Origin of the sequence: Humibacter sp. (assembly GCF_051954055.1) — a bacterium.
In the GTDB taxonomy this organism is placed as follows: domain Bacteria; phylum Actinomycetota; class Actinomycetes; order Actinomycetales; family Microbacteriaceae; genus Humibacter.
In genome coordinates this window covers 101457-123109 of sequence record NZ_JBQCIE010000035.1, presented here as the reverse complement: position 1 = coordinate 123109, position 21653 = coordinate 101457, and the positions used below count along the sequence as shown (strand labels likewise).

17 protein-coding genes and 1 tRNA gene are annotated in these 21653 nt (G+C 67.0%); 11 read left to right on the top strand and 7 right to left on the bottom strand.

Annotated elements, in window-relative coordinates; translation table 11 throughout:
• The first annotated feature begins 25 nt into the window (after window positions 1–25).
• From ACTHNC_RS05095 to ACTHNC_RS05065, 7 genes are all read left to right on the top strand, one after another.
• On the top strand, window positions 26–1135 hold the full coding sequence (locus tag ACTHNC_RS05095; RefSeq protein WP_440293511.1) for an Rv2578c family radical SAM protein: 1110 nt from the start codon (window positions 26–28) through the stop codon (window positions 1133–1135).
• 103 nt (window positions 1136–1238) lie between these two features.
• The gene (locus ACTHNC_RS05090) at window positions 1239–2441 is read left to right on the top strand and encodes a sensor histidine kinase (RefSeq protein WP_440293510.1); all 1203 of its coding nucleotides are present in this window, start codon (window positions 1239–1241) and stop codon (window positions 2439–2441) included.
• Complete coding sequence (locus ACTHNC_RS05085; RefSeq protein WP_440293509.1) at window positions 2441–3601, top strand: hypothetical protein; 1161 nt, start codon at window positions 2441–2443, stop codon at window positions 3599–3601. Before ACTHNC_RS05090 ends, ACTHNC_RS05085 begins: the two co-directional genes overlap by 1 nt.
• On the top strand, window positions 3588–4241 hold the full coding sequence (locus ACTHNC_RS05080; RefSeq protein ID WP_440293508.1) for a response regulator: 654 nt from the start codon (window positions 3588–3590) through the stop codon (window positions 4239–4241). The genes ACTHNC_RS05085 and ACTHNC_RS05080 overlap by 14 nt, the downstream gene beginning before the upstream one ends.
• A gap of 25 nt (window positions 4242–4266) precedes the next feature.
• Window positions 4267–4947: a thymidine kinase gene (locus ACTHNC_RS05075; protein WP_440293507.1), complete on the top strand. Its 681-nt coding sequence runs from the start codon at window positions 4267–4269 to the stop codon at window positions 4945–4947.
• Window positions 4948–4996: 49 nt separating this feature from the next.
• Window positions 4997–5407: a RidA family protein gene (locus tag ACTHNC_RS05070; protein ID WP_440293506.1), complete on the top strand. Its 411-nt coding sequence runs from the start codon at window positions 4997–4999 to the stop codon at window positions 5405–5407.
• A 59-nt stretch (window positions 5408–5466) separates the two neighbouring features.
• On the top strand, window positions 5467–6480 hold the full coding sequence (locus ACTHNC_RS05065; protein WP_440293505.1) for an LLM class flavin-dependent oxidoreductase: 1014 nt from the start codon (window positions 5467–5469) through the stop codon (window positions 6478–6480).
• 47 nt (window positions 6481–6527) lie between these two features.
• Here ACTHNC_RS05065 and ACTHNC_RS05060 read toward each other — a convergent pair whose 3' ends face one another.
• From ACTHNC_RS05060 to ACTHNC_RS05035, 6 genes are all read right to left on the bottom strand, one after another.
• Complete coding sequence (locus tag ACTHNC_RS05060; protein ID WP_440293516.1) at window positions 6528–7343, bottom strand: TylF/MycF/NovP-related O-methyltransferase; 816 nt, start codon at window positions 7341–7343, stop codon at window positions 6528–6530.
• Window positions 7344–7489: 146 nt separating this feature from the next.
• Window positions 7490–7566 (bottom strand) — tRNA-Pro (locus ACTHNC_RS05055).
• A 78-nt stretch (window positions 7567–7644) separates the two neighbouring features.
• Entirely contained in the window at window positions 7645–9933 is a 2289-nt protein-coding gene (locus ACTHNC_RS05050) for a transglycosylase domain-containing protein (protein ID WP_440293504.1), read from the bottom strand.
• A gap of 70 nt (window positions 9934–10003) precedes the next feature.
• Entirely contained in the window at window positions 10004–12361 is a 2358-nt protein-coding gene (locus ACTHNC_RS05045) for a transglycosylase domain-containing protein (RefSeq protein WP_440293503.1), read from the bottom strand.
• Between the two features lie 74 nt (window positions 12362–12435).
• The gene (locus tag ACTHNC_RS05040) at window positions 12436–13446 is read right to left on the bottom strand and encodes a metallophosphoesterase (protein WP_440293502.1); all 1011 of its coding nucleotides are present in this window, start codon (window positions 13444–13446) and stop codon (window positions 12436–12438) included.
• The gene (locus ACTHNC_RS05035) at window positions 13443–16106 is read right to left on the bottom strand and encodes a transglycosylase domain-containing protein (protein ID WP_440293501.1); all 2664 of its coding nucleotides are present in this window, start codon (window positions 16104–16106) and stop codon (window positions 13443–13445) included. Before ACTHNC_RS05035 ends, ACTHNC_RS05040 begins: the two co-directional genes overlap by 4 nt.
• Before the next feature lie 129 nt (window positions 16107–16235).
• Here ACTHNC_RS05035 and ACTHNC_RS05030 point away from each other — a divergent pair, with 129 nt between their 5' ends.
• On the top strand, window positions 16236–16397 hold the full coding sequence (locus ACTHNC_RS05030) for a hypothetical protein (RefSeq protein WP_440293500.1): 162 nt from the start codon (window positions 16236–16238) through the stop codon (window positions 16395–16397).
• On the top strand, window positions 16397–16867 hold the full coding sequence (locus ACTHNC_RS05025) for a RidA family protein (protein WP_440293499.1): 471 nt from the start codon (window positions 16397–16399) through the stop codon (window positions 16865–16867). Before ACTHNC_RS05030 ends, ACTHNC_RS05025 begins: the two co-directional genes overlap by 1 nt.
• A gap of 64 nt (window positions 16868–16931) precedes the next feature.
• On the opposite strand, the gene acs is transcribed toward ACTHNC_RS05025, so the two are convergent.
• Complete coding sequence (gene acs, locus ACTHNC_RS05020; protein WP_440293498.1) at window positions 16932–18905, bottom strand: acetate--CoA ligase; 1974 nt, start codon at window positions 18903–18905, stop codon at window positions 16932–16934.
• 389 nt (window positions 18906–19294) lie between these two features.
• Here acs and ACTHNC_RS05015 point away from each other — a divergent pair, with 389 nt between their 5' ends.
• Together ACTHNC_RS05015 and ACTHNC_RS05010 are read left to right on the top strand one after the other, a co-directional pair.
• Window positions 19295–20449 carry a TadA family conjugal transfer-associated ATPase gene (locus ACTHNC_RS05015; RefSeq protein ID WP_440293497.1) on the top strand — a complete coding sequence of 385 codons (1155 nt, stop codon included), beginning with the start codon at window positions 19295–19297 and terminating at the stop codon, window positions 20447–20449.
• Entirely contained in the window at window positions 20446–21447 is a 1002-nt protein-coding gene (locus tag ACTHNC_RS05010; protein WP_440293496.1) for a type II secretion system F family protein, read from the top strand. The genes ACTHNC_RS05015 and ACTHNC_RS05010 overlap by 4 nt, the downstream gene beginning before the upstream one ends.
• Window positions 21448–21653 lie beyond the last annotated feature (206 nt).

Here is a 21653-nt window from a genome sequence, read left to right as displayed (position 1 = left end):
ATCGAACTAGTGTTCGAATAGAGACATGCGGTGGAGCGGTCAGGAGATCACGGTCGAGCAGTCGGATGCTCTGCCCGGCCTGGCCAAGCTCAACAACCTCGTGCGATCGGTGCGCACGCCCGAGTTCGCCGGTGTGACGTTCCACGAGGTGCTGGCCAAGTCCGCGCTGAACAAGGTGCCAGGCGGCGGAGGCGCCCTCCCGTTCGGCTGGACGATCAACCCGTACCGGGGTTGCAGCCATGCATGCCTTTACTGCTTCGCGCGGCCGACGCACCGGTACCTCGAGCTCAACATGGGAACGGACTTCGACCGCGAGATCATCGTCAAGGTGAACGTGGCCGAGGTGCTGCGACGCGAGCTGGCGCGGGCGAGCTGGGCCAGGCATCCGGTCGCCTTGGGCACGAATACCGACCCTTACCAGCGGGCGGAGGGACGCTACCGGCTGATGCCGGGCATCATCGAGGCGCTCGCGGACTCCGGCACGCCGTTCAGCATCCTGACGAAAGGCACGCTGCTGCGACGCGATCTCGACCTCATCGCGGATGCCGCAACGCGAGTCCCCGTCGACCTCGCGATGTCGATCGCGGTCTACGACGACGAGCTGCAGAAGTCTGTCGAGCCGGGTACGCCGAGCACGAAGGCCAGGCTGGAGACCGTGCGGGCCGTGCGCGAACACGGACTTGATTGCTCCGTGTTCATGATGCCGATCCTGCCGTACCTCACCGACTCACGCGCGCACCTCGACGCCGCCCTCTCAGCTGCGGCGGATGCCGGTGCCACCTCCGTGCTGTACACCGCCCTGCACCTGAGGCCGGGCGTGAAGGAGTGGTTCATGATGTGGCTCGAGCGCGAGCATCCGGAGCTCGTCGAGAAGTACCGCGCTATGTACGGGTCGAAGGCGTACGCACCGGTCGAGTACCGCAAGTGGCTCGCCGCGCGCATCAAGCCGCTCATCGCCGCGCACGGCTTGCGTCGTGGTGAGGAGGATCCCGTCACGGGCGGCGTGCGGTCGGCGGCGCTCAACGCGATGCGGAACGAGAACGGTGACCGCGTGCGGTTCGAAGCGACGGCTGCGGTGAGTGCGCCCGACGCGCCGAAGCCGGTAGCGCGGGAAGAACGGTTGACGCTGTTCTGAACGCGGGTCGCGTGCTTCGGAACGCGTCCTCTGGAAGCGTCGTTCGATCGGGGTACAGCACTGGGGTACAAAAGGGGTGCATCGCCGTGTCATAATCCTCACGATGTCTCTCGGGGTTCCGGCGCAGGTGGCGCGCGATGCCGGCAACCTCGCTGTCGCCCGGTCCACGCAGGTCGCAGCGCTCATCTGTCTTGCCGCGGCATCGGCATCCGTGCTGGCTCCCGGCCTCTTCCTCGACGTCGAGGTGCGCTGGTGGGCGACCGGCTCTCTGCTGCCGATGGCGGTGCTCATGGTCGTGGTGATGATCAGGCCGGCCCTCGCCGCGATGGTCGCCTACATCGTCGTGGGTGTGGCATCCACTTTCGCGTACACGATCGCGCTGCTCGAGCAGACGGTCACCTACACCGACACGAACCTGTTCGTGGTCGCGCTGCCGCTGGTGGCGCTGATGCTGATCGGCGGATCCGGGTCGGATGCGCGCATCGGTGTTCTCTGGGCCACCGTCGCCTACGCGGCGGGCGACCTCGCCGTGTTCGGCGCCGCCACGGTGGCGCATCGTCAGTTCCGCTTCGACTCCATCTCGCTGGCCACCTACGTGCTGTTCATGGCTCTCCTGCTGTTCCACGGCGTCACGCGCAGCGCCTACCGCGGTGCGCACACGCTGATCATGCGGATGCTCCGCCAACAGCACGCCGACGAGTTGCGCCGCGCACTCGTGGCCGAGCTGCGGGCCGAGCTGCATGACACCACGCTCAGCGAACTGGCCGCTATCGCGACCGCTGCGCCCGGCCCAGTGCCGGAGACGTTCCGTGAGCGACTGCAGTCGGACATCCGTCACTGGACCGACGAGACGCAGCGCGCACAGGCCCTGACCGTGACGGATGAGCGGGACTGGCGCGGAACGGAGCTCGGGCAGGCGATCTCGCAGGCGCGCGATGCAGGCCTGGTCGTGGACGTCTCCGGAGACTTCGGGCCGTACACGTCGTTGACACCGGATGCCCGCCGTGCCGTCGGCCTCGCCGCCCGGCAGTGCCTGGTGAACGTGCTGAAGCACTCAGGGCAATCGGCCGCCGACGTCATGCTCTCGGCGTCCGGCGGCGCCGTCTCTCTGGTCGTCGTGGATGCCGGCCGCGGCTTCGACGTCGGCACGCTCACGGCGGAGGGCAGCGACCGCATGGGGCTGATGCACTCGGTCATCGAGCGGGTGGAACGCGTCGGCGGATCCGTCTCGGTGTTCTCGAAGCCCGGCGCAGGCACCTCGGTGCTCATGGTCGTGCCGGTCGCGCAGCCCGAGGACGCCGTCTGATGCACGAAGTGATCCTCGACCGCGCGCCGATCCGACTCGATCCGATCGGCGCAACTGCGGCGTGGGGTCTCGCACCGCTGGTGGGCGCGATGTCTGTCGGCTATGCCGTGGTGCAGAGCGTCATCAACCGGAACGAGATCGTCTCGCCGGTGTTCGCGGTCGCGGCTATCTGCCTACTCGTCGCGGCTGGAATCGCACTGTCGGTCGTGGCGCACCCCACCGTCGGGTGCCTCAGCGCCGGGGGTGCTGTTGTCATCGTCGGAGTGGCCGTGGCCGCCGCCGTGCTGTCCGCTCTGTCGACCTGGGGCCACAACCGCCTCGTGCAAGACGACTGGGGGCAGATCGGCGTCGCGCTGATCCTGTTCGGACTGCTCTGGTTGCGTCCGCCCTGGGAGATCATCGTCTTCGGTGTGTTGGGCGCTCTCGTCGTCGGCCTGCTGGCCGCGGCGCAGCACACCTCCCTGCTCATCGTGAATACGCCGTACGTGTATGCCGTCGTCGCCGCCACGCCCGTGCTCGTGCTGAGCTGCGTCGCCGCCACCGTCGGGGCGATCATCGCGCGATTCAGCACAGAGTGGACGGCGTCATCCGCACGCGGCATGCGCGCACTCGAGCCCGAGTTCCGGATGCTCGAACAGGATGCCCTGCGCCGCGCCCAGCTCGAGGAGCTGCGACAGGCGACGCTGCCGCTGCTGGCATCCATCTCCGAACGCGGAACGATCACCCAATGCGACATCGACACGGCGACGGCCGTTTCGGCCAGGCTGCGGGAACACGCGCTGGAGCAGCTGCGCGTGACGTGGGTCGACCGCTTGCTCGCCGACACCCGGATCGACCAGCAGGGTGTGCACGACCCCGAACGTCTGCTGTCGCACATGCCGCCACGCGAACGCGCCGCCCTCAGCGCTTTCCTCGTCGAGGCGATACGCATCGGGGCGCTCACCCCGGTCGGCGCGGCCATCACCGTGCACCGCATCCCCACCGTCGACAGCTCCGAACGCACCGGATTCGAACTCTCGATGCGCATTGCGGCAGACTGGCGATTCGTGCGGCGCACGGCCCGACCTTTCGTCAGCGTGCTGCGTTCGCTGAGCGGCGACGCCACCATCACGAGAAACGGCCCCACCATGGTTATGAGGTTCGGTTTTGTCCCCGCGTGAGGGTCGCGGCCCCGTACGGGTGGGCATCCTCGACGACCACGAACTGCTGCTGGACAGCCTCTCCAACTGGATCCGCGAGCACGAGCCGTTGTTCGAGCTCGTCGTCGCAGCACCGACCTGGGTGGAGCTCGTGCACTCCGCCGCGTTCCCCACCGACCTCGTGCTGATGGACCTCAACCTCACCGAGAAGGTCTCGATCGAGGCCCGGGTGCGCACCTGCCGGGCGGCAGGGGCATCCGTCATCGTGCTCACCGCGCTCGACACCCCGGAGGAGCGCGAACGCTGCCTCGGAGCAGGCGCCCTGGCGTTCCTCTCCAAGGCGCAGCCGGTGCGCGAGGTGATGGCGACAGCAAAGGCGGTGATGGGCCTCACGGATGCCGACGCCTCCGAGCCCGCGCACGTCGTGTCCACCGCGCTGCCGCTCACGAAGCCGAAGCTCAGCGACGGTGAACGGTGGGCGCTCCTGCTCTACGTGGAGGGGAACTCCACGTCGCAGGTCGCCGGCGAGATGAACGTGCAGTTCGAAACCGCGAAGACGTACCTGCGACGTGTTCGGGAGAAGTATCAGCGGGTCGGTCGGCCGACGAGTACGCGCTCCGACTTGATCCGCCGGGCCGCAGAGGACGGCTACCTGACCTGACTCCGGTGCGCTCTACGATATCGGGGTGGCGAAACTGTACTTCCGGTTCGGGGCGATGAACAGCGGCAAGAGCACGGCGCTGCTGCAGGCGGCATACAACTACGAGGAGCGCGGCCACCGCGTGCTGCTCGCGAAGCCGGCGATCGACACGAAGGGCGACGCCGGAATCGTTTCCCGACTCGGCGTCACGCGGGATGCCGACTTCACCATCGACCCCCAGGCGGACCTCTACCACCGGTTCCAGGTGCTGCGTGAGCGCACGGTCTCGCGCTACGGGCGCGACGTGAGCTGCCTTCTCGTGGATGAGGCCCAGTTCCTCACCGAGGCGCAGGTTGATGACCTGCTGCGGATCGCCATCCTCGAGGATATTCCGGTGCTGGCATACGGCATCCGCACCGACTTCCAGACGGTCGCGTTCCCCGGCAGCCGCCGGCTGCTCGAGGTGGCGCACAGCCGGGAGGAGCTGAAGACCATCTGCCGGTGTGGACGCAAGGCCATCTTCAACGCCCGCACCATCAACGGCGTCTTCGTGTTCGACGGCGACCAGGTCGCGATCGAGGACGGTGATGACGTGGTCTATGAATCGCTTTGCGGCGCTTGCTACCTGCAGGAGAGCGGCGGCGTACTGAACAATGGGCGGCGGCACTGGCCGCTGACCGGCTCGGCCGTGGCCTACGCGAGCGAGCCGGACCCCGACTTCACGTAACCCGGGCATCCGCGAACAGGATGTCAGCGGTCACCGGCAAGGTGTTCGCATGCCTATCACGCTGCTTCAGCCCGACGGTCTCGTACGCTCTCCCGCCTTCAGCCATGTGGCGGTCGTGCCGCCGGGCGCGACCACGGTGTACCTGGGCGGTCAGAACGGCGTGGACGAGACGGGCCGGGTCGTCTCCGACGACATCGCCGCGCAGTCCGTGCGCGCGGTGGAGAACGCGGTGGTCGCGCTCGAGGCGGCCGGAGCGACGCTCGACGACGTCGTCCAGTGGACGATCTTGTTCGACGAGCGAGCGGACCTCGGCGCGGCATACGGCGCGATCGCTGCGAAGCTCGCCAGGGACGGCGCGCCCCCGCTGGTCACGGCCGCCAGGGTCGCGGGTCTCGGGGTGCCGGGTGCGCTGATCGAGGTGAGCGCCGTGGCCGCCGTGGTCGCCGACGGGCCGCGCTGACGCCGTGGCCGCCGCGCCGGCATCGGGAATCCTGACGTACAGGAGCGGTTGAAGTCAGTGTGACCGAACTGCGTAAAGTGCCCTTCAACGTGCTCGACCTGGCCGGTCGGGAGGCGGGCGCGAGCAATGCGGATGCCGTCGCCGGCAGCATCCGTCTCGCGCAAACGGCCGAGAGGCTCGGCTTCCACCGGTTCTGGGTGGCCGAGCATCACGGGATGCCGGCTGTGGCGTCCAGCGCGCCCGCCGTGCTGATCGCGGGTATCGCGGCGCGTACCGAGCGCATCAGAGTGGGCAGCGGGGGAGTGATGCTGCCGAACCATGCTCCGCTCGTCGTGGCGGAGCAGTTCGGCACGCTTCGCGCTCTCTACGGCGACCGGATCGACCTCGGGATCGGCCGCGCGCCTGGCACCGATCAGGCGACCGCGGCGGCCCTGAGGAGGAGCCCGGATGCGCTCGGCGCCGAGGACTTTCCGCAGCAGCTCCTCGACTTGCTCGGCTTCTTCACCGGCGGGTTCGCGCCGGACGACCCGCTCGCGGGCATCCGTGCCGTGCCGGGGCTCGGCGATCTGCCGGAGCTCTGGCTGCTCGGCTCCAGCGGATACAGCGCGCAGGTCGCGGCCGCCCTTGGGCTCCCGTTCGCCTTCGCGCACCACTTCGCCGGGGAGCACACCGAGGAGGCGCTGAAGCTGTATCGCGACCGGTTCAAGCCCAGTGCGACGCTCGAGAGGCCGCATGCGATGATCGCCGTGACCGTGCTGGCGAACGAGGACCCCGACGAGGTGCGCAGGCAGTCACTCCCTGCGCAGATCTCGTTCCTGCAGATGCGACGAGGGCAGAAGCCGGAGCCGGTCTCGGTCGAGGAGGCTGCGGCGTACCAGTTCAGTCAGCTCGAACTGGACTTCATCGCCGAGCGGAACTCGCGGCAGGCATTCGGCACGCCCGACGTGGTGCGCGACAGACTCGCTTCGCTGCTCGCCTCAACGGGCGCCGACGAGCTCATGATCGCGTCGGGTGCCGCGGAGTCGGATGCCCGCGTGCACTCGCTCGAGCTCGTCGCGGAACTCTTCGCCTGAGTCTCGCGGCGTTTCGTACGCCCGAGCGGGCGCTCAGTGGTCCGGGGTCAGATTCCTGGTTTGACGGCGATCCTGCCGCCGCCCATCCGCACCAGCAGAAGCTTCTCTCCGGTGCGCGCCAGCCATTCGTCGGTGGCCTTCCTGGCGCCCTGCCAGTGCGCGTAGTCGTCGAGCAGCAGCACCCCTCCCGGCACCAGTCGGTCGTACATGTACTCGAGCTCGTGCGCCGTCGAGCTGTACCAATCGGTGTCGAGGCGTAGGAGCGCAATCCGCTCGGGCAGCACGCCGGGAACGGTCTGCTCGACGGGACCCTGCACGAAATGCAGCCGCTCTTTCGGATACGGCACGTCGGCGAAGCCGGCCTTCACCTCTTCCAGAGACGCGTACGCCCAGATCGCGCTGTTGCGCTTATTGTGCGCCGAATGCTTCAACCAGGCCGAAGGATGCACGCCATCCCAACGCAGATCCTTCTCCGTCGGTTCCGTCATCCCCTCGAACGTGTCGTAGAGGTAGAGCTCGCGCCCGAGGTCGCCACACGCGGCGAGGGTGCGCGCGACGGCGTGCATGCTTCCCCCGCGCCAGACCCCGCACTCGACGAAGTCGCCCGGAATCTCGTGCTGCGCCACGTACCGCGTCGCGGTGATCAAGGCGTGCAACTTGTCGACATTCGTCATGGTGAACGGCGCGACCGCACGGATGATCGACGCCATCTCGTCGTCGAAATCGTTCGGGATCTTCGGGTCATCGCGGCGCGAATCGGTCCGCTCCGAGCCGCCGGACGACTTCGGACCGGATGACTGGCGCGAGACCCTGCGGAGCTGAAAGCCGGTCAGCCGGCCGATGGTCTCGTTGATGCGGCGCATTCGGGACACAGCCACAGCAAAGCACACACGTATGAACCGCGACTACCCATTGCGGTCGATCATCCGGTCCACCTGCTCCGCAGGTGCCATTCCCCAACACCCAGGCAAATGAAATAGGGACCGCCTGAAGGCAGTCCCTATTTCATTGGTCGGGGTGACAGGATTTGAACCTGCGGCCTCTTCGTCCCGAACGAAGCGCGCTACCAAGCTGCGCCACACCCCGATGGCCCCGAAAGGCCTCCATAAGGATACACGTTGGCAGAGGCGCCCGATGACGTGCGCCGACTCTCGGAGCGCGGGATCAGTGGCCCTTGCCGGGCTTTCCCGGTCCTTGTCCCGGTGCAGGCGGGTTCGGGCCGTTGCCGCCACCGGAGTTCCCGCCGTTGCCGCCGGTGCCGGGCTTCGGACTGTTCGTCGCAGGCGGTTTCGAACCGTTGCCGTAGATGAGCGTGTTGTCCGGCGCAGGGAACGCGCCACCGCCGTAAACGCTGTCCAGAGCGGTGTCGATCTGTTTGACGACACTGAACTTCACGTTGTTGCCCTGGATGCCCTTGAAATACACGTAGTGCATATCGGTGGCACCGGAGATGAGTCCGATCCAGGTCGCCTGCGCCACCTTCGAGGTCGAGGTCACCAGCCAGTTCTCGTGCGCATAATCGGTCGTGCCCGTCTTGCCCATGATCGGAACGCCGTCGTTAGGATTCGCGCCGGTCGCCGTTCCTCCGGTCATCACGTGCTGCAGCGCCCAGGTGACCGTCGCGGCGACGTTCTCCGGGATCGCCTGCGTGCACGTGGTCTTCGGCACCGTGATCGGGTTCCCGTTGGCATCCAGGGCCTTGTCGATGGCGATCGGGGTGCACATCCGCCCGCCGTTGGCGATGCCTGCATAGGCCTGCGCCATGGTGAGCGGCGAGATGTAATTCACGCCGATGATGAACGGCGGAAGGATCGTCCAAGGATTCACATCTTGGTTCGCCGAATGCACACCGAGATCGGTAGCCGCTTTCGAGATGTCGCACATGTTGAGCTTCGTCGCCATCATCGCGAACGCCGTGTTGACCGAAGCCTCTGTGGCTTGGAGGACGGACATCGTGCCACCCTCCGAGGACTCATCGTTCGCGACAGACCAAGGGCCGGTGGTCGGCGGCCCGCAGGTGGCGAACTGGCTCTCTTGGAACAGGTGAGTGTTGGCGTTGACCGACTCGTAAAGCGAATGCCCGGCCTCCAGCCACGCGATGAGGTCGAAGGCCTTGAACGACGATCCGGTCTGGAAGCCGCTGGACCCGCCGTACGCGTAGTCCGTCGTGTAGTTGACGGATGTCGTGCCGGGTGGTGCGTCGCCGCTGTCGTCGAACTGCTTGTTCTCGACCATGGTGACCACGCGGCCCGTCCCGACCTCCATCGACACATTCGCACCGCCGAGATCGAGGTTGCCGTAGGTCGGGGGAATGTAGCCGCTCAGCGCCGCCTGCGCCGTGTTCTGCAGGTCGAGATTCAGGGTCGTGTACACCTTGAGCCCGCCCTGCTGGAACTGCGCCTGCCGCTGCTCCGCGGTCTTGCCGAAGGACGGATCCGAGAGCATGATGCGGCGCATGTAGTCGCAGAAGAAGCCCGCGTCGAACTGCACGGCGCTCGTGCACCCTGACTGCTTCGGCGTGATGTGCGCCTGAATCTTCGTGGCGATCGCCTGCTTGTACTCGGCGCTCGTGATCTTGTGATTGACGAGCATCCGCTGCAGCACGTAGTTGCGGCGCTCGGTGGTGGCGGGGAATCCCTTCGCCGCGACATTCGTCGATGACGTCGACTGGTCGTCGATGCGCAGGTAGTTCGGGTTGTTGAGGATGGCGATCAGGGTCGCAGCCTGCGGCAGCGTCAGGCTCTTGGCATCCGTTCCGAAGTAGTACTGGGCGGCGGCCTGGATGCCGTACACGCGTCCGCCGAAGCCCACGATGTTGAGGTAGCTGAGCAGGATCTGGTCCTTGCTGTAGCGCTTGTCGAGGCCGATCGCGTAGCGGATCTCCTGCACTTTGCGCTGCACGGTCACCCCGGTCGCGTCCGTGTAACACGCCTCGAACTTCGCCTGCTGCTGCTTCTGCACCTTGGCGGAGGCATCCGGGTCGACCGCGTCGTTCTGCTCACAGCGCTGAACGAGGATGTTCTTCACGTACTGCTGCGTGATGGATGATCCGCCCTGCACGTCCTTGCCGCTCGCGGTCGACAGCGCCCCGCGCACCGTACCGAAGACGTCGATGCCGCCCTCGCTGTAGAAACGGGGGTCTTCAGTGGCGACGGCCGCGTCTTTGACGGACTGGGAGATGCCATCCCAGGGCACGTCTTCGCGGTTCTGCGCGTAGAACGAGGCGATCGGCACCTCCTGCCCGCCCTTGGTCGCGTAGAACGTGGTCGTCTGGTCAAGCGGCTGAGGGGCGAGGTAGTCGGGCAGGCCATCGAACATGCCTGTGCCGTCGCTGATCGCCAAGGATGTCACGGCCAGAGCGGGCGTCACCGCGCTGACCACGAGGACCCCGGCAACGGCGCTCATCGCGATGAACCCTGCGAGGGCTCCCCAGGCTCCGGCTCGTGATGTCACCCTTTCGAGGCTACGCTCGCGGTTCCACTTCGTCATCGGGACCCTCCGGAGGTTGCGTGGGTTCGGTCATCTATCCGCCGGATGACGGAAGTCCGGTGCTGGTCGGCACGGGTAGCGGCGAGGTCGTCGGCGCGGGAGCAGGACTGTTCGTGGACGAGCCACCGTTGCCGCCGCCGCCGTTGCCACCGTTGTTCCCGCCGCTGGTGCCGCCATTGTTCCCGCCGCTGTTGCCGTTACCGGACTGCGTCGAGCTCTTCGACGATCCGTACAGCAGCGAGCTTGGTGGTGTGGCGAACTCGGAACCGCCGTACGCGGCATCCAGGGCGGTCAGGATCAGGCGGTCGGCGTAGAACTTCGAGTACGCGAGCTCGGTGCCGTTGTAGTCGTAGGAGCGAAGATCGTGGGATCCCGAGATCTGCCCGACCCAGATCGCGTTCGCCACTTTCGAACTCGACGTCACGAGCCAGTTCTGCTGGTAGCTGTCAGTCGTACCGGTCTTCGCCAGGATCGGCGTGCCGTCGTGCGGGTTGGCCGAGGTCGCCGTTCCTGCGGTGATGACGTGCTCCAGGGTCCACGCCAGTGCTGCGGCCACCGTCGGAGGGATCGCCTGGGTGCAGGTCGACTTCGGGACCGCCATCGTCGAACCGTCATTCGTGACGACCTTGTCGATCGCGACGTTGGTGCAGAACTTGCCGTTGTTCGCGATTCCGGCATATGCGGTCGCCATGGTCAGCGGAGCGATGTAGTTCGTCCCGATGACCATCGACGGTACGGTCTCGAAGGGGTTCTGGGCGGGATTGGCCGAGTGCACGCCCAGCGCTTTCGCCACATCGGCGATACCGCACAGGTCGGTCTCGGTCGCCATCTGCATGAATGCGGTGTTGACCGACTCTTCGGTCGCCTGCAGCACGCTCATCGTTCCGCCTTCCGATGAGGAGTCGTTACTCACCGGATACGTCCCACCGCTCAGTGCCTGGCCGTGGCACTTGAACGCACTGAACGGGAACGAGTAACCGGAGTAGTGCGCGTTGACACTCTCGTAGGCCGTGTGCGCCGTTTCGAACCACTCTCCAAGGTCGAACGCCTTGAAAGACGAGCCGGTCTGGAACCCGTTCGATCCGCCGTACGCGTGATCCGTGTTGTAGTTGATAGCGGTGGTCCCGGGCCCACCACCGGCCGAGTTGTCGAACTGCTTGTTCTGCACCATCGTCACGATGCGTCCGGTGCCGACCTCGACCGACACGTTCGCGCCACCGATGTCCACCACCGGATCCGTTGAAGGCACGTACTTGCTGAGCGCGCTCTGCGCGGTGCTCTGCAGATCGAGGTTCAGCGTCGTGTACACCTTCATGCCGCCGCGCTGGAAGCGCAGCTGCCGCTCGTCCGCCGTCTTGCCGAAGGCCGGATTCTGCAGCATCACGTCTTTGACGTAGTCGCAGAAGAAGCCGGCGTCGTAGGCGACCGCTGACTGGCATCCGGATTGCTTGGGCGTGATCTTCGGCGTGATGGGCGTGGCGACCGCCTTGTCGTACTGCGCCTCGGTGATCGAGTGATGCACGAGCATCCGCTGCAACACGTAGTTGCGTCGAGCGAGCGTCAGCTTGAACTTGTTCGTCGCGTTGTTCGCCGGGTTCGCGGATGCGTCCTGGTCGATGCGTAGATTCGCCGGGTTGTTCAGCATGGCGACGAGGGTCGCGGACTGGGGCAGCGTGAGGTCTTTCGCGTCGACGCCGTAGTAGTACTGCGCGGCCGCCTGGATGCCGTAGACCTGACCGCCGAACCCGACGATGTTGAGATAGGACTGCAGGATCTGCGTCTTGCTGTAGCGCTTGTCGAGCCCGATCGCGTACCGGATCTCCTGCAGCTTGCGTGAAATGGTGACGCCGGCGGCGTCCTGGTAGCACTGCTCGAACTTCGCCTGCTGCTTCTTCTGTGCCGCCGCCGACGCGTTGGGATCGAGCTGATCCTCCTGGTCGCAGCGCTGCACCAGGATGTTCTTCACATACTGCTGGGTGATCGACGAACCACCCTGCACGTTGCCGCCGGTGCCCGTGGCGAGCGCGCCACGGATCGTGCCGTACACGTCGATGCCGCCCTCGGAGAAGAATCGCGGGTCCTCGGTGTCGACCGCGGCATCCTTCACGCTCTGCGCGATCTGGCTCGACGACACGTCCTGCCGGTTCTGCGCGTAGAAGGTGGCGAACGGCACCTCCTGGCCGCCCTTCGTCGCGTAGAACGTCGTCGTCTGGTCGAGGGGCTGCAGTACGAGGTAGTCGGGCAGGCCGTCGAACGCGTTCGTCGCGTCGCTCACGGCCAGCGAGGTGACGGCCGCGGCCGGTGTCACCGCTGCGGCGACGAGCACTCCGGCCACCGCGCTCATACCCACGAAGGCACCGAGAGCACCCCAGGTTCTGCGAGTGGTCTTCACCCGAATACGCTACGCGGTCACTCTGACCCGTTTGTCTGTGCCGTCTATGTCGTCTCTCAGAGAAGCCAGAACGTTCAGCGAACGTCGACCCCGTCGTACGTCGTGTCGTGGGGCACGAGTGTGACGAGGGATGCTTCTGGCCGGCAGGCGAATCGCACAGGCGAGTAGATGGATGTGCCGAGTCCCGCCGAGACGTTCAGGTAGGCGACGCGCAGTGCGTGCGTCCAGGTGCTGAGACCCTTCGCCTGACGGCGGGGGAGGTCGCAGTTCGTGACGAGCGCTCCGAACCCGGGCACGCAGACCTGGCCGCCGTGCGTGTGTCCGGCGAAGATCATGCTCGCGCCGTTCGTGACGAACGAATCGAGGATGCGCCGGTACGGTGCGTGCGCAACCCCGATCGCGACCGTCGGTGCGTCGTGCTCGCCGTCGGCGTTGGCTTCCGGCCACGTCGCATCCGTCACCTCGGATGCCCGCAACTCATCGAGTTCGCCCGTCACCCGGTCGAGTCGATCGAAGTTGCGGTGTGGGTCGTCCACCCCGAAGAACTCGAGGCGCGTTCCGTTCACCGTGAGGGCGCCTGCGTGGTTGTTGAGGTCGACCCAGCCGAGGTCGCCGGTGAAGTACCTAGTGAGCTCGTCCGTGTCGAGGTTCGACGGCTTCGCGTGCAAGGGCGATGGGCCACTGAAATACCGCATCGGATTCTTCGGGATCGGCCCGTAGTAGTCGTTCGATCCGTTCACGAACACGCCGGGCGTGCCGCGGAACGCGTCGAGCGCGTGCTCCACGCCGTCGAAGCCTCGCTCGTGCCCGAGGTTGTCCCCGGTGTCGACGACGAGGTCGGGCGCGAAGGCAGCCAGCGAGCGGATCCACTGCTGCTTGTCGCGTTGCCACGGCGCCATGTGCAGGTCGCTCAGATGCAGCACTCGAATCGGTTTCGACCCGGACGGGAGCACGGGGGCGCTGACCTGCCGCAGCACGTACCAGCGTCGCTCGACCAGCGTGCCCCAGAGCAGCGCACCGGCGGATGCCGCGCCTAGCGCGAGCGCGACGGTTCCGACCGCGCTCACGCGGCGGCCGCGTGTCATCCGTTACCCCCGGTGTTGTTGCCGTTGCCCTTGTCGCTCTTCACGGAGAGCTTCACCGGTGAGCCGGTCGGGGTGGGTGTGCCGGCGGGCGGGTCTGTCGCGGTGACCGTTGCGTTGGGATCGCCGCTGTATTGCACGGTGAACCCGGCGCCTGTCAGCGCTTGGACCGCATCGGATGCCTTCTTACCCGAGACGTCGGGTACGGCCACCAGGTTGCCCTTCGACGTGTACACGGTGATCACCGCGCCGATTCCTGCGCTGCTGCCCGCGGGCGGGTTGGTGCTCGCCACGGTGCCGGCGGGCTGGGCCGAATCGACCGGACCGCCGTCCTGGTAGGTGAAGCCGAGGCCCTCCAGTGTGGACTGCGCGTCGGACGGGGACTTGCCCGTCACGTCGGGAACGGTCACCTGCTTCGCCTGCAGCACGCTGCCCGTCGGCTGCGGGAACTGGTCCCCGCCGTAGATCTTGTTGAGAGCCGCGATGACAGGCCTCGCGACGAACAGTTTCGCGTCACGACCGCCGTGGCCGCCGAGACTGAAGTTGCCGAAGTTGACCCAGTTGCCGTTCGTCTGCTTGGTCTGACCAACCCAAGAGACGGTTGCCGTCTTCGTCGTGGAGGAGACGAACCAGTTCTGGGCAGCCGAGTCGGTGGTGCCGGTCTTGCCGAAGATCGGCACACCGTCATGCGGATTGGCGATGGTGCCCGTTCCGCTGCTCACGACACCCTGAAGCGCCTTGATCGCACCGGCGGCGACGTTCGGGTCGACCCCTTGCGTGCACTTGGTCGGCGTCACCGGCAGATCTTTTCCGTCCGGACCGATGATCTTGTCGATGCCAACCGGCGTGCACCATTTGCCGCCGTTGGCGACACCCGCGTACGCGCTCACCAGTGTGAGCGGGGAAAGGTCGTTCGTACCGAGGATCGCGGCCGGGTTGCCCAGAAGCGGATTGGCGACCTGCACCTCGTTACCTGCCGCGTCAGTCGTCCACACCTTGTCGCTCGCCGGGTGGATGCCCATGTTGAGTGCGCTCTGGCGGATGCCGCAGAGGTCCAGCTTCGTGCCCATGACGGCAAAAGCCGTGTTGACGGAGTTGGCGGTCGCTCTCGAGACACTCATGGTGCCGCCCTCGCCGGGACCGTCGTTCTCCACCGTCCAACTCGCCGCCGGAGACGTGTCGGAACAGGTGGTATGCCACCTGCTCGCGGGAAAGGTCGTACGCGACGACGGCGCGGTGACGTAGTCGTTGATGGAATGGCCTTCTTTCAGCCACTCGAGCAGTGTGAACAGCTTGTAGGTGGAGCCGGTCTGGAAGCCGCCGGAGCCGCCTTCGTTGAAGTCGGTGTTGTAGTTGATGCCCGAGAAATTGGGGTCATCCGACGCCGTGGCCGTGTAGTTGGTGTTCTGCACCATGGAGATGACGCGCCCGGTGCCGACCTCCACGGACAGGTTCGTTCCGCCCAGTGCGACGCCGGGCTTCGACGACGGAACGATGGAACTGAGCGACTGTTGCGCTACGGCCTGGACATCCAGATTCAGCGGCGTGTAGATCTTGAGACCGCCGGCGCGAAGCAGGGCGCTACGTTGATCCGGCGTCTTGGCGAGACCGGTGTCTTCAGTGACCAGGTGTTGCACCCAGTCGCAGTAGTACGCCGCGTTGTACTGAGCCGCGGTCTCGCATCCGTTCGGCTGCGGCGTGATCTTCGGCTCGATTTTGGTCTTGACCGCGTCGTCGTACTGCTTCTGCGTGATCTTATGGTTCTTCAGCATGCTGCGCAGCACGTAGTCGCGACGCTCCAGCGTGCGCTTGAACCCGTTATCGGCGTTGTTGCCCGGGTTCGTCGCCTTGTCCTGGTCGATACGAAGGTTCGCCGGGTTGTTCAGAATGGCGACGAGGGTCGCCGCCTGGGGGAGCGTCAGCGTCTTCGCCGTCGCACCGAAGTAGTAGCGCGCCGCCGACTCCACGCCGTACACCGATCCGCCAAAGCCGGCGATGTTCAGGTAGCCCTTGAGGATGTCGTTCTTGGAGTACTTCTTCTCCAGTCCAATCGCCTGCTTCATCTCCTGCAGCTTGCGGGAGATAGTGGGATCGGTCGCTTCGTTGTAGCAGTCCTCGTACTTCTTGTCCTGGGCAGCCTGGCGCTTCTTCTGCTCGGCCTCGGTGGGAGCGCTGACGATGATGTTGTACGTCTCGCACTGCTGCACCTTGACGTTCTTCACGTACTGCTGCGTGATCGACGATCCGCCCGACGTCGACTTGTGCAGGAGTCCGGTGAGAACGATCGCGCGCGTCGTGCCCTCGAGGTCGATGCCGCCGTGCTGGTAGAAGCGCGGATCTTCGGTCGAGATCGTGGCATCCTTCATCAGCTGAGAGATGTCGTCCCACCCGACCTCGACGCGGTTCTGAGAGTAGAACGTCGCGATCGGAACGGGCTGACCGCCCTGGTTCGCGTAGATGGTGGAGACCTGGGGGAGCGCGCCGATCTGGAGGTATTCGGGGAGGCCGTCGAACGCGCCGATGCCGTTGTTCGCCGCCATTCCGGTGACCGCGATGGCCGGTGTCACTGCTGCTGTCACAAGAAGGCCGGCCACGACGCTCATTCCTACGAACGCCCCAAGCGCGCCGAGCGCACCTCTAGCCGTGGGTTTTTGGGCAGACATGGGGCCCAGGCTATCGGCAGAAGCTGGCAAACCGCCTGCCTGGCACGGCATGCGAAGAGCGCCGCCGCCGTGGCACGATCGTCAGGGCGGCTCGATGGAGCCGTAAGCAGCGTGGAGGAAGAAGGACACATGCGTCGGTGGGAGTACGTGACCACACCGCTGATCGTGCACAACACGGCGGCGATCCTGAACAACTGGGGATCGGAAGGCTGGGAGCTCGTGCAGGTCGTCACCGGCCCGGAAGGCGGCCTCGTCGCCTACCTCAAGCGCGAGATCGGCGAGGACGACTGATGGGTGCGTTCGAGGCACGCCTGACGGAGCTCGGCATCGAGCTCCCGGAGGTCGTTCCTCCGGTCGCTGCATACGTGCCCGCTCTGGTGAACGGCTCGCTCGTCTACACCGCCGGACAGCTGCCGATGGTCTCCGGTGCCCTGCCGCTCACCGGCAAGGTGGGCGATGGACACGGACTCGTGCCGGCGGATGACGCGAAAGACCTCGCACGCACCGCCACCCTCAACGCGCTCGCCGCTGTCAAGTCGGTGATCGGGTCGCTGGATCGCATCACGCAGGTCGTCAAGGTGACCGGTTTCGTGGCATCCGATCCGTCGTTCACCGGGCAGCCCGGCGTGATCAACGGCGCATCGCTCCTGCTCGGCGAGGTGTTCGGCGACGCTGGACGCCACGCCCGTTCCGCGGTCGGCGTATCCGTGCTGCCTCTGGATGCCCCGGTCGAGATCGAGCTGGTCGTCGCCTTCGAGTAGCGGCGTCGGTCGTCGCACTAATTGTGCAAGTCAGCGCGATCGGCACGGTGCCGACTGCGGCAGCTCAGTCCTCCGCGGGGGCCGGGCCGCTCAGCTTCTCGGTGATGATCGACATCACGGTGGTGTCCGCCAGCGTCGTCGTGTCGCCGACCGGGCGGCCCTCGGCGACATCGCGCAGCAGGCGGCGCATGATCTTGCCGCTACGGGTCTTCGGCAGCTCCTCGACGACGTAGATGTCGCGCGGACGGGCGATCGCTCCGATCTGCTGGGCGACGTGCGAGCGCAGCTCGGCGTTGACATCCGTTGCGCCGGCCGCCTCGCGCTGGTTGCCCTTGATGATCACGAACGCCACGACGGCCTGTCCGGTCGTCTCGTCGGATGCCCCGACCACCGCGGACTCCGCCACGAACGGATGCGCGACCAGCGCCGACTCGATCTCCGCCGTCGACAGGCGGTGACCGGAGACGTTCATCACGTCGTCGACCCGGCCCATCAGCCAGATCTCGCCGTCCTTGTCCTTGCGGGCGCCGTCGCCGGCGAAGTACTTGTCGCCGAACTTCGCCCAGTACGTCTCCTTGTAGCGCTCGGGATCACCCCAGATGCCGCGCAGCATCGACGGCCACGGCTCGGTGATGACGAGCAGGCCGCCCTCGTCCGCGCCGACGGACTCGCCGGCATCCGTCACCACGTCGATCGAGATGCCGGGCAGTGGCACCTGCGCGCTTCCGGGCTTGAGCGTGGTGACACCGGGCAGCGCGGAGATCATGATGGCGCCGGTCTCGGTCTGCCACCAGGTGTCGACCACCGGGGTCGTGTCACCGCCGATGACCTCGCGGTACCAGATCCACGCCTCGGGGTTGATCGGCTCGCCGACCGAGCCGAGCACGCGCAGTGACGACAGGTCGTACTTCTGCGGGATCTGCCGGCCCTGCTTCATGAACGAGCGGATGGCCGTGGGCGCCGTGTAGAAGATGCTCACCTTGTACTTCTCGATGAGCTGCCACCAGCGACCGGGCTCCGGGAAGTCCGGCGTGCCCTCGTAGAGCAGCTGCGTCGCACCGTTGGCGAGCGGGCCGTAGACGACGTACGTGTGACCGGTGACCCAGCCGATGTCGGCGGAGCACCAGTAGACATCCGTCTCGGGATGCAGATCGAACACGTTCTTGTGCGTGTACGCCGCCTGGGTGAGGTAGCCGCCCGAGGTGTGCACGATGCCCTTCGGCTTACCCGTCGTGCCGCTCGTGTAGAGGATATAGAGCGGATGCTCGGCTGCGAACGGCTTCGCCTCGTGGTCGGCGTCGACCTGGGGGAGCTCCTCGTGCCACCACAGGTCACGCCCCTCGACCCACTCGACGTCGTTACCGCCGCGGCGCACGACGAGCACCTTGTCGACGTTCGTGCCGCCGTCGGCGAGCGCGGCATCCACCGCGTTCTTCAGCGGGAACACCGAGCCCTTGCGGTAGCCACCGTCGGCTGTGATCACCAGCTTCGCGTTCGCATCGTCGATGCGTTGGCGCAGGCTGTCGGCGCTGAAACCGCCGAACACGACGGAGTGCACAGCACCGATGCGGGCGACGGCGAGCATCGCCACGACGGCCTCGGGGATCATCGGCAGATAGATCGCGACCCGGTCGCCTTCGCGCACGCCCAAGCTCGTCAGCAGGTTCGCTGCGCGTTTCACATCGGCTGTGAGCTCCGCGTAGGTGATGGTGCGTGTGTCGCCCGGCTCGCCCTCCCAGTGGATCGCCACTCGGTCGCCGTTGCCGGCCAGCACGTGACGGTCGAGGCAGTTGTATGCGACGTTCAGCTCGCCGTCGTCGAACCACTTCGCGAACGGCGGGTTGGACCAGTCGAGTGTGCGGGTGAACGGCTTGTGCCAGTGCAGCAGCTCGCGGGACTGATCGGCCCAGAACTGCAGACGATCCGCCGCAGCCTGCTCGTACAGCTCCGCCGTCGCCACGGCGTTCGCGGCGAACTCCGCGTCGGGCGCGAAGCGGCGGGACTCGTGCAACAGGTTGTCGATCGTGTCGGAAGACATGGATTTCGCTCCTTCGCGAGGTGTGTCACGTGGGCGGCTGGCACAACGCTTTACGACGATACCGGTTGCCCGAGGGTGGTCGCGAACGGGCCGACATGCTGGGGAACAGGCGGTCGGGAGGCTTCTGCAGGGTCGTGAAAAATGCCTCTTGCATGATGGCACCTATGGCGTACACTATCGATCGGCCGAATGATAATTCTGGCGTGCGGCGAGAGCGATTCCCCCCAATCCCTCGTCGCTGAGGCGGCACCTGTTCCCCCCAATAGGTGCCGCCCCTTGCATTTAAAGTGCGTGGTGACTTCCCGTCCACAGTCCGGGCAGTAACAGCGAACTGCACGCACCCGCGAACGGATGCCTTGCGCGTCGGGCCGCGCACGTAGCGTCGCCCCATGCCCGTCGTTCACCGCTCTCGCAGCGCGACCGTGCCGTTCGTGCCGCACCCGCCCGCGGCGCTCGGCGCGCGGCCGTCGCCTGGGATTCCGGCGGATGCCGTCGAGCGTCGTCACGAGCTCGGGGGCGAGGTCGTCAGAGACGCCGAACTCGGCGATGGAGCGCTCGAGGGCGAGGCGCTCGACGACCAGGCGCCCGGCGATGGCGAAGGCTCGGCCGAGCGCGCGGACTGGTCCGCGTTCGGCCCGCTCGCCCCGTACGTCGCGGCGCCGGGCGTCACCGACGTGTTCCTCAACGGCCCGGCCGGGCTCTGGGTCGACACGGGAGCCGGAGCCGTGCACGATCCGACCTGGTCGTGCGATGAGCGATCGCTGCGCGCACTCGCGGTGCGTCTTGTCGCACTGGGCGGCAGACACGTCGACGAGGCGAATCCCTGCGTGGACGTTCGGCTGGCCGCTGGCATCCGCGTGCATGTCGTGCTTCCGCCCGTCTCAACCGACGGGACGCTGATCTCGATCCGCGTCCCGAGGCCCAGCCGATTCACGCTCGACGAACTCGACGCGGTCGGCATGCTCGGCCCGCATCGCCGGCGACTGCAGGCCGCCGTGCGAGACCGGGCCAACCTTCTCGTGACCGGCGCGGCGGGCAGCGGCAAGACCACTCTTCTTTCCGCTCTGCTCGCCGAGGCGCCCGAGCACGAGCGGATCGTCTGCATCGAGGACGTCGCCGAGCTGCACGTGCGGCATCCGCACGTCGTGGCGATGGAGGCGCGGCAGGCCAACCTCGAGGGTGCCGGCGCGATCGGCCTGGCCCGGCTCGTGCGAGAGGCGCTACGCATGCGCCCCGATCGCCTCGTCGTCGGCGAGTGCCGCGGAGCCGAGGTGCGAGACCTGATGTCGGCGCTGAACACCGGTCACGACGGCGGCGCCGGGACGTTGCACGCGAACTCCATGGAGGACGTACCGGCGAGGCTGGAAGCTCTCGGCGCCCTCGCTGACCTGGATGCCTGGGCCGTCGCGCGTCAGGCCGTGAGCGCCTTCGACCTGGTGGTGCACCTGGAGCGAGTGGGAGGCATCCGTCGCGTCGCTCACTGCGGTTCGTTCCGTACCGATGGTGCGGGCCGGCTGATCGTGGAGGAGGCTCGGGAGCCATGACGACGCCGCGCCGACCGGCCGTCGAAGACGTCGCAGACGCCGCGGGACGACTCGCGGTGCTCCTCGCCGCCGGCGTGCCGCCCGGTGCCGCGTGGGGCTATCTCTCGGAGTCGGTCGACCTCGCTGAGACCACCGGTGATGCTCGACGCGGTCTCACGGTCACGGATGCGGTGATCCGTGCTGCGGCCGGCGCCGCCCAACGGGGCGGCGACGTGCCGCGAGCCATCGCGGCGGCAGCCGACGCCGCCGCTCCGGGGACGAAGCATCGGAGCACGCGGCGACGGAACACGGACGTGCAGGAGGCGTGGCGCGGGCTAGGCGTCGCCCTCCAGGTCGCCACGGAATCCGGCGCGCCGCTCGCCGAGGCTCTCCGAGATCTCGCCTCGTCGCTGCGCGACCTCGGTCAGACGCAGCGCGACCGTGAGACGGCGCTGGCCGGCCCGCGAGCGACGGCGCGGATGGTGCTCGCGCTGCCGGCCGTTGGCATCCTGTTCGGTGCTGGCCTCGGCTTCGACACGCTGCACGTGCTGGTCGCGACGCCGGCAGGGCTCGGCTGCCTCGCCGCCGGAGCAGCACTTCTGCTCGCAGCGCGGGCGTGGAACCGAGCGCTGCTGAGACGAGCGAGGCCGCGACAACGGATGCCCGGGCTCCCGATCGAGCTCGTGGCCGTGGCGATGACAGGCGGCGGGTCCGCACCCGGCGCACTCGGTCGGGTGGCGGATGCCTGTACCCGCTTCGACCTCGCCCCACCCGACCCCGCCGCCGTCGACTCCGTGCTCGCGCTGGCACAGCGCGCCGGAGTGGGAACCGTCGAACTTCTGCGGGCCGAGGCGGAGCAGGCGAGGCGGAATGCACGCAGCAACGCGCAGGCGACCTCGGCCGCGCTCGGTGTGCGGCTGATGGCGCCCCTGGCCGTGTGCGTGTTGCCCGCGTTCATGCTTCTTTCGGTGGCGCCACTCGTGATGTCGATCCTGTCGTCCACACTGCACGGAATCTGACCGCTTCACACCGATCGCTTGTTCGGCTCCCGGGCGAACCGGGCTCCGAACAATGCTCGAAGTGCCGGACGCGACGGGGCGCGGTCTCGCCGAGCGAGACGGCCCTCGATGGCATCCGGCGCAGAACTGTCACGAGGAGGACGCCATGCAACACAAAGAATCGCGAACGACGAACGCTCGACCCGAACGACGGGCAGCGGCAGCCC

What these genes read in the sequence shown, in the direction of transcription:
- ACTHNC_RS05015 (WP_440293497.1), top strand. Translation starts at nt 19,295, where the DNA reads ATGCCCGTCGTTCACCGCTCTCGCAGCGCGACCGTGCCGTTCGTGCCG.
- ACTHNC_RS05010 (WP_440293496.1), top strand. Translation starts at nt 20,446, where the DNA reads ATGACGACGCCGCGCCGACCGGCCGTCGAAGACGTCGCAGACGCCGCG.
- ACTHNC_RS05090 (WP_440293510.1), top strand. Translation starts at nt 1,239, where the DNA reads ATGTCTCTCGGGGTTCCGGCGCAGGTGGCGCGCGATGCCGGCAACCTC.
- ACTHNC_RS05030 (WP_440293500.1), top strand. Translation starts at nt 16,236, where the DNA reads ATGCGTCGGTGGGAGTACGTGACCACACCGCTGATCGTGCACAACACG.
- ACTHNC_RS05070 (WP_440293506.1), top strand. Translation starts at nt 4,997, where the DNA reads ATGCCTATCACGCTGCTTCAGCCCGACGGTCTCGTACGCTCTCCCGCC.
- ACTHNC_RS05035 (WP_440293501.1), bottom strand. Translation starts at nt 16,106, where the DNA reads ATGTCTGCCCAAAAACCCACGGCTAGAGGTGCGCTCGGCGCGCTTGGG.
- ACTHNC_RS05085 (WP_440293509.1), top strand. Translation starts at nt 2,441, where the DNA reads ATGCACGAAGTGATCCTCGACCGCGCGCCGATCCGACTCGATCCGATC.
- ACTHNC_RS05060 (WP_440293516.1), bottom strand. Translation starts at nt 7,343, where the DNA reads ATGCGCCGCATCAACGAGACCATCGGCCGGCTGACCGGCTTTCAGCTC.
- ACTHNC_RS05040 (WP_440293502.1), bottom strand. Translation starts at nt 13,446, where the DNA reads ATGACACGCGGCCGCCGCGTGAGCGCGGTCGGAACCGTCGCGCTCGCG.
- acs (WP_440293498.1), bottom strand. Translation starts at nt 18,905, where the DNA reads ATGTCTTCCGACACGATCGACAACCTGTTGCACGAGTCCCGCCGCTTC.
- ACTHNC_RS05095 (WP_440293511.1), top strand. Translation starts at nt 26, where the DNA reads ATGCGGTGGAGCGGTCAGGAGATCACGGTCGAGCAGTCGGATGCTCTG.
- ACTHNC_RS05025 (WP_440293499.1), top strand. Translation starts at nt 16,397, where the DNA reads ATGGGTGCGTTCGAGGCACGCCTGACGGAGCTCGGCATCGAGCTCCCG.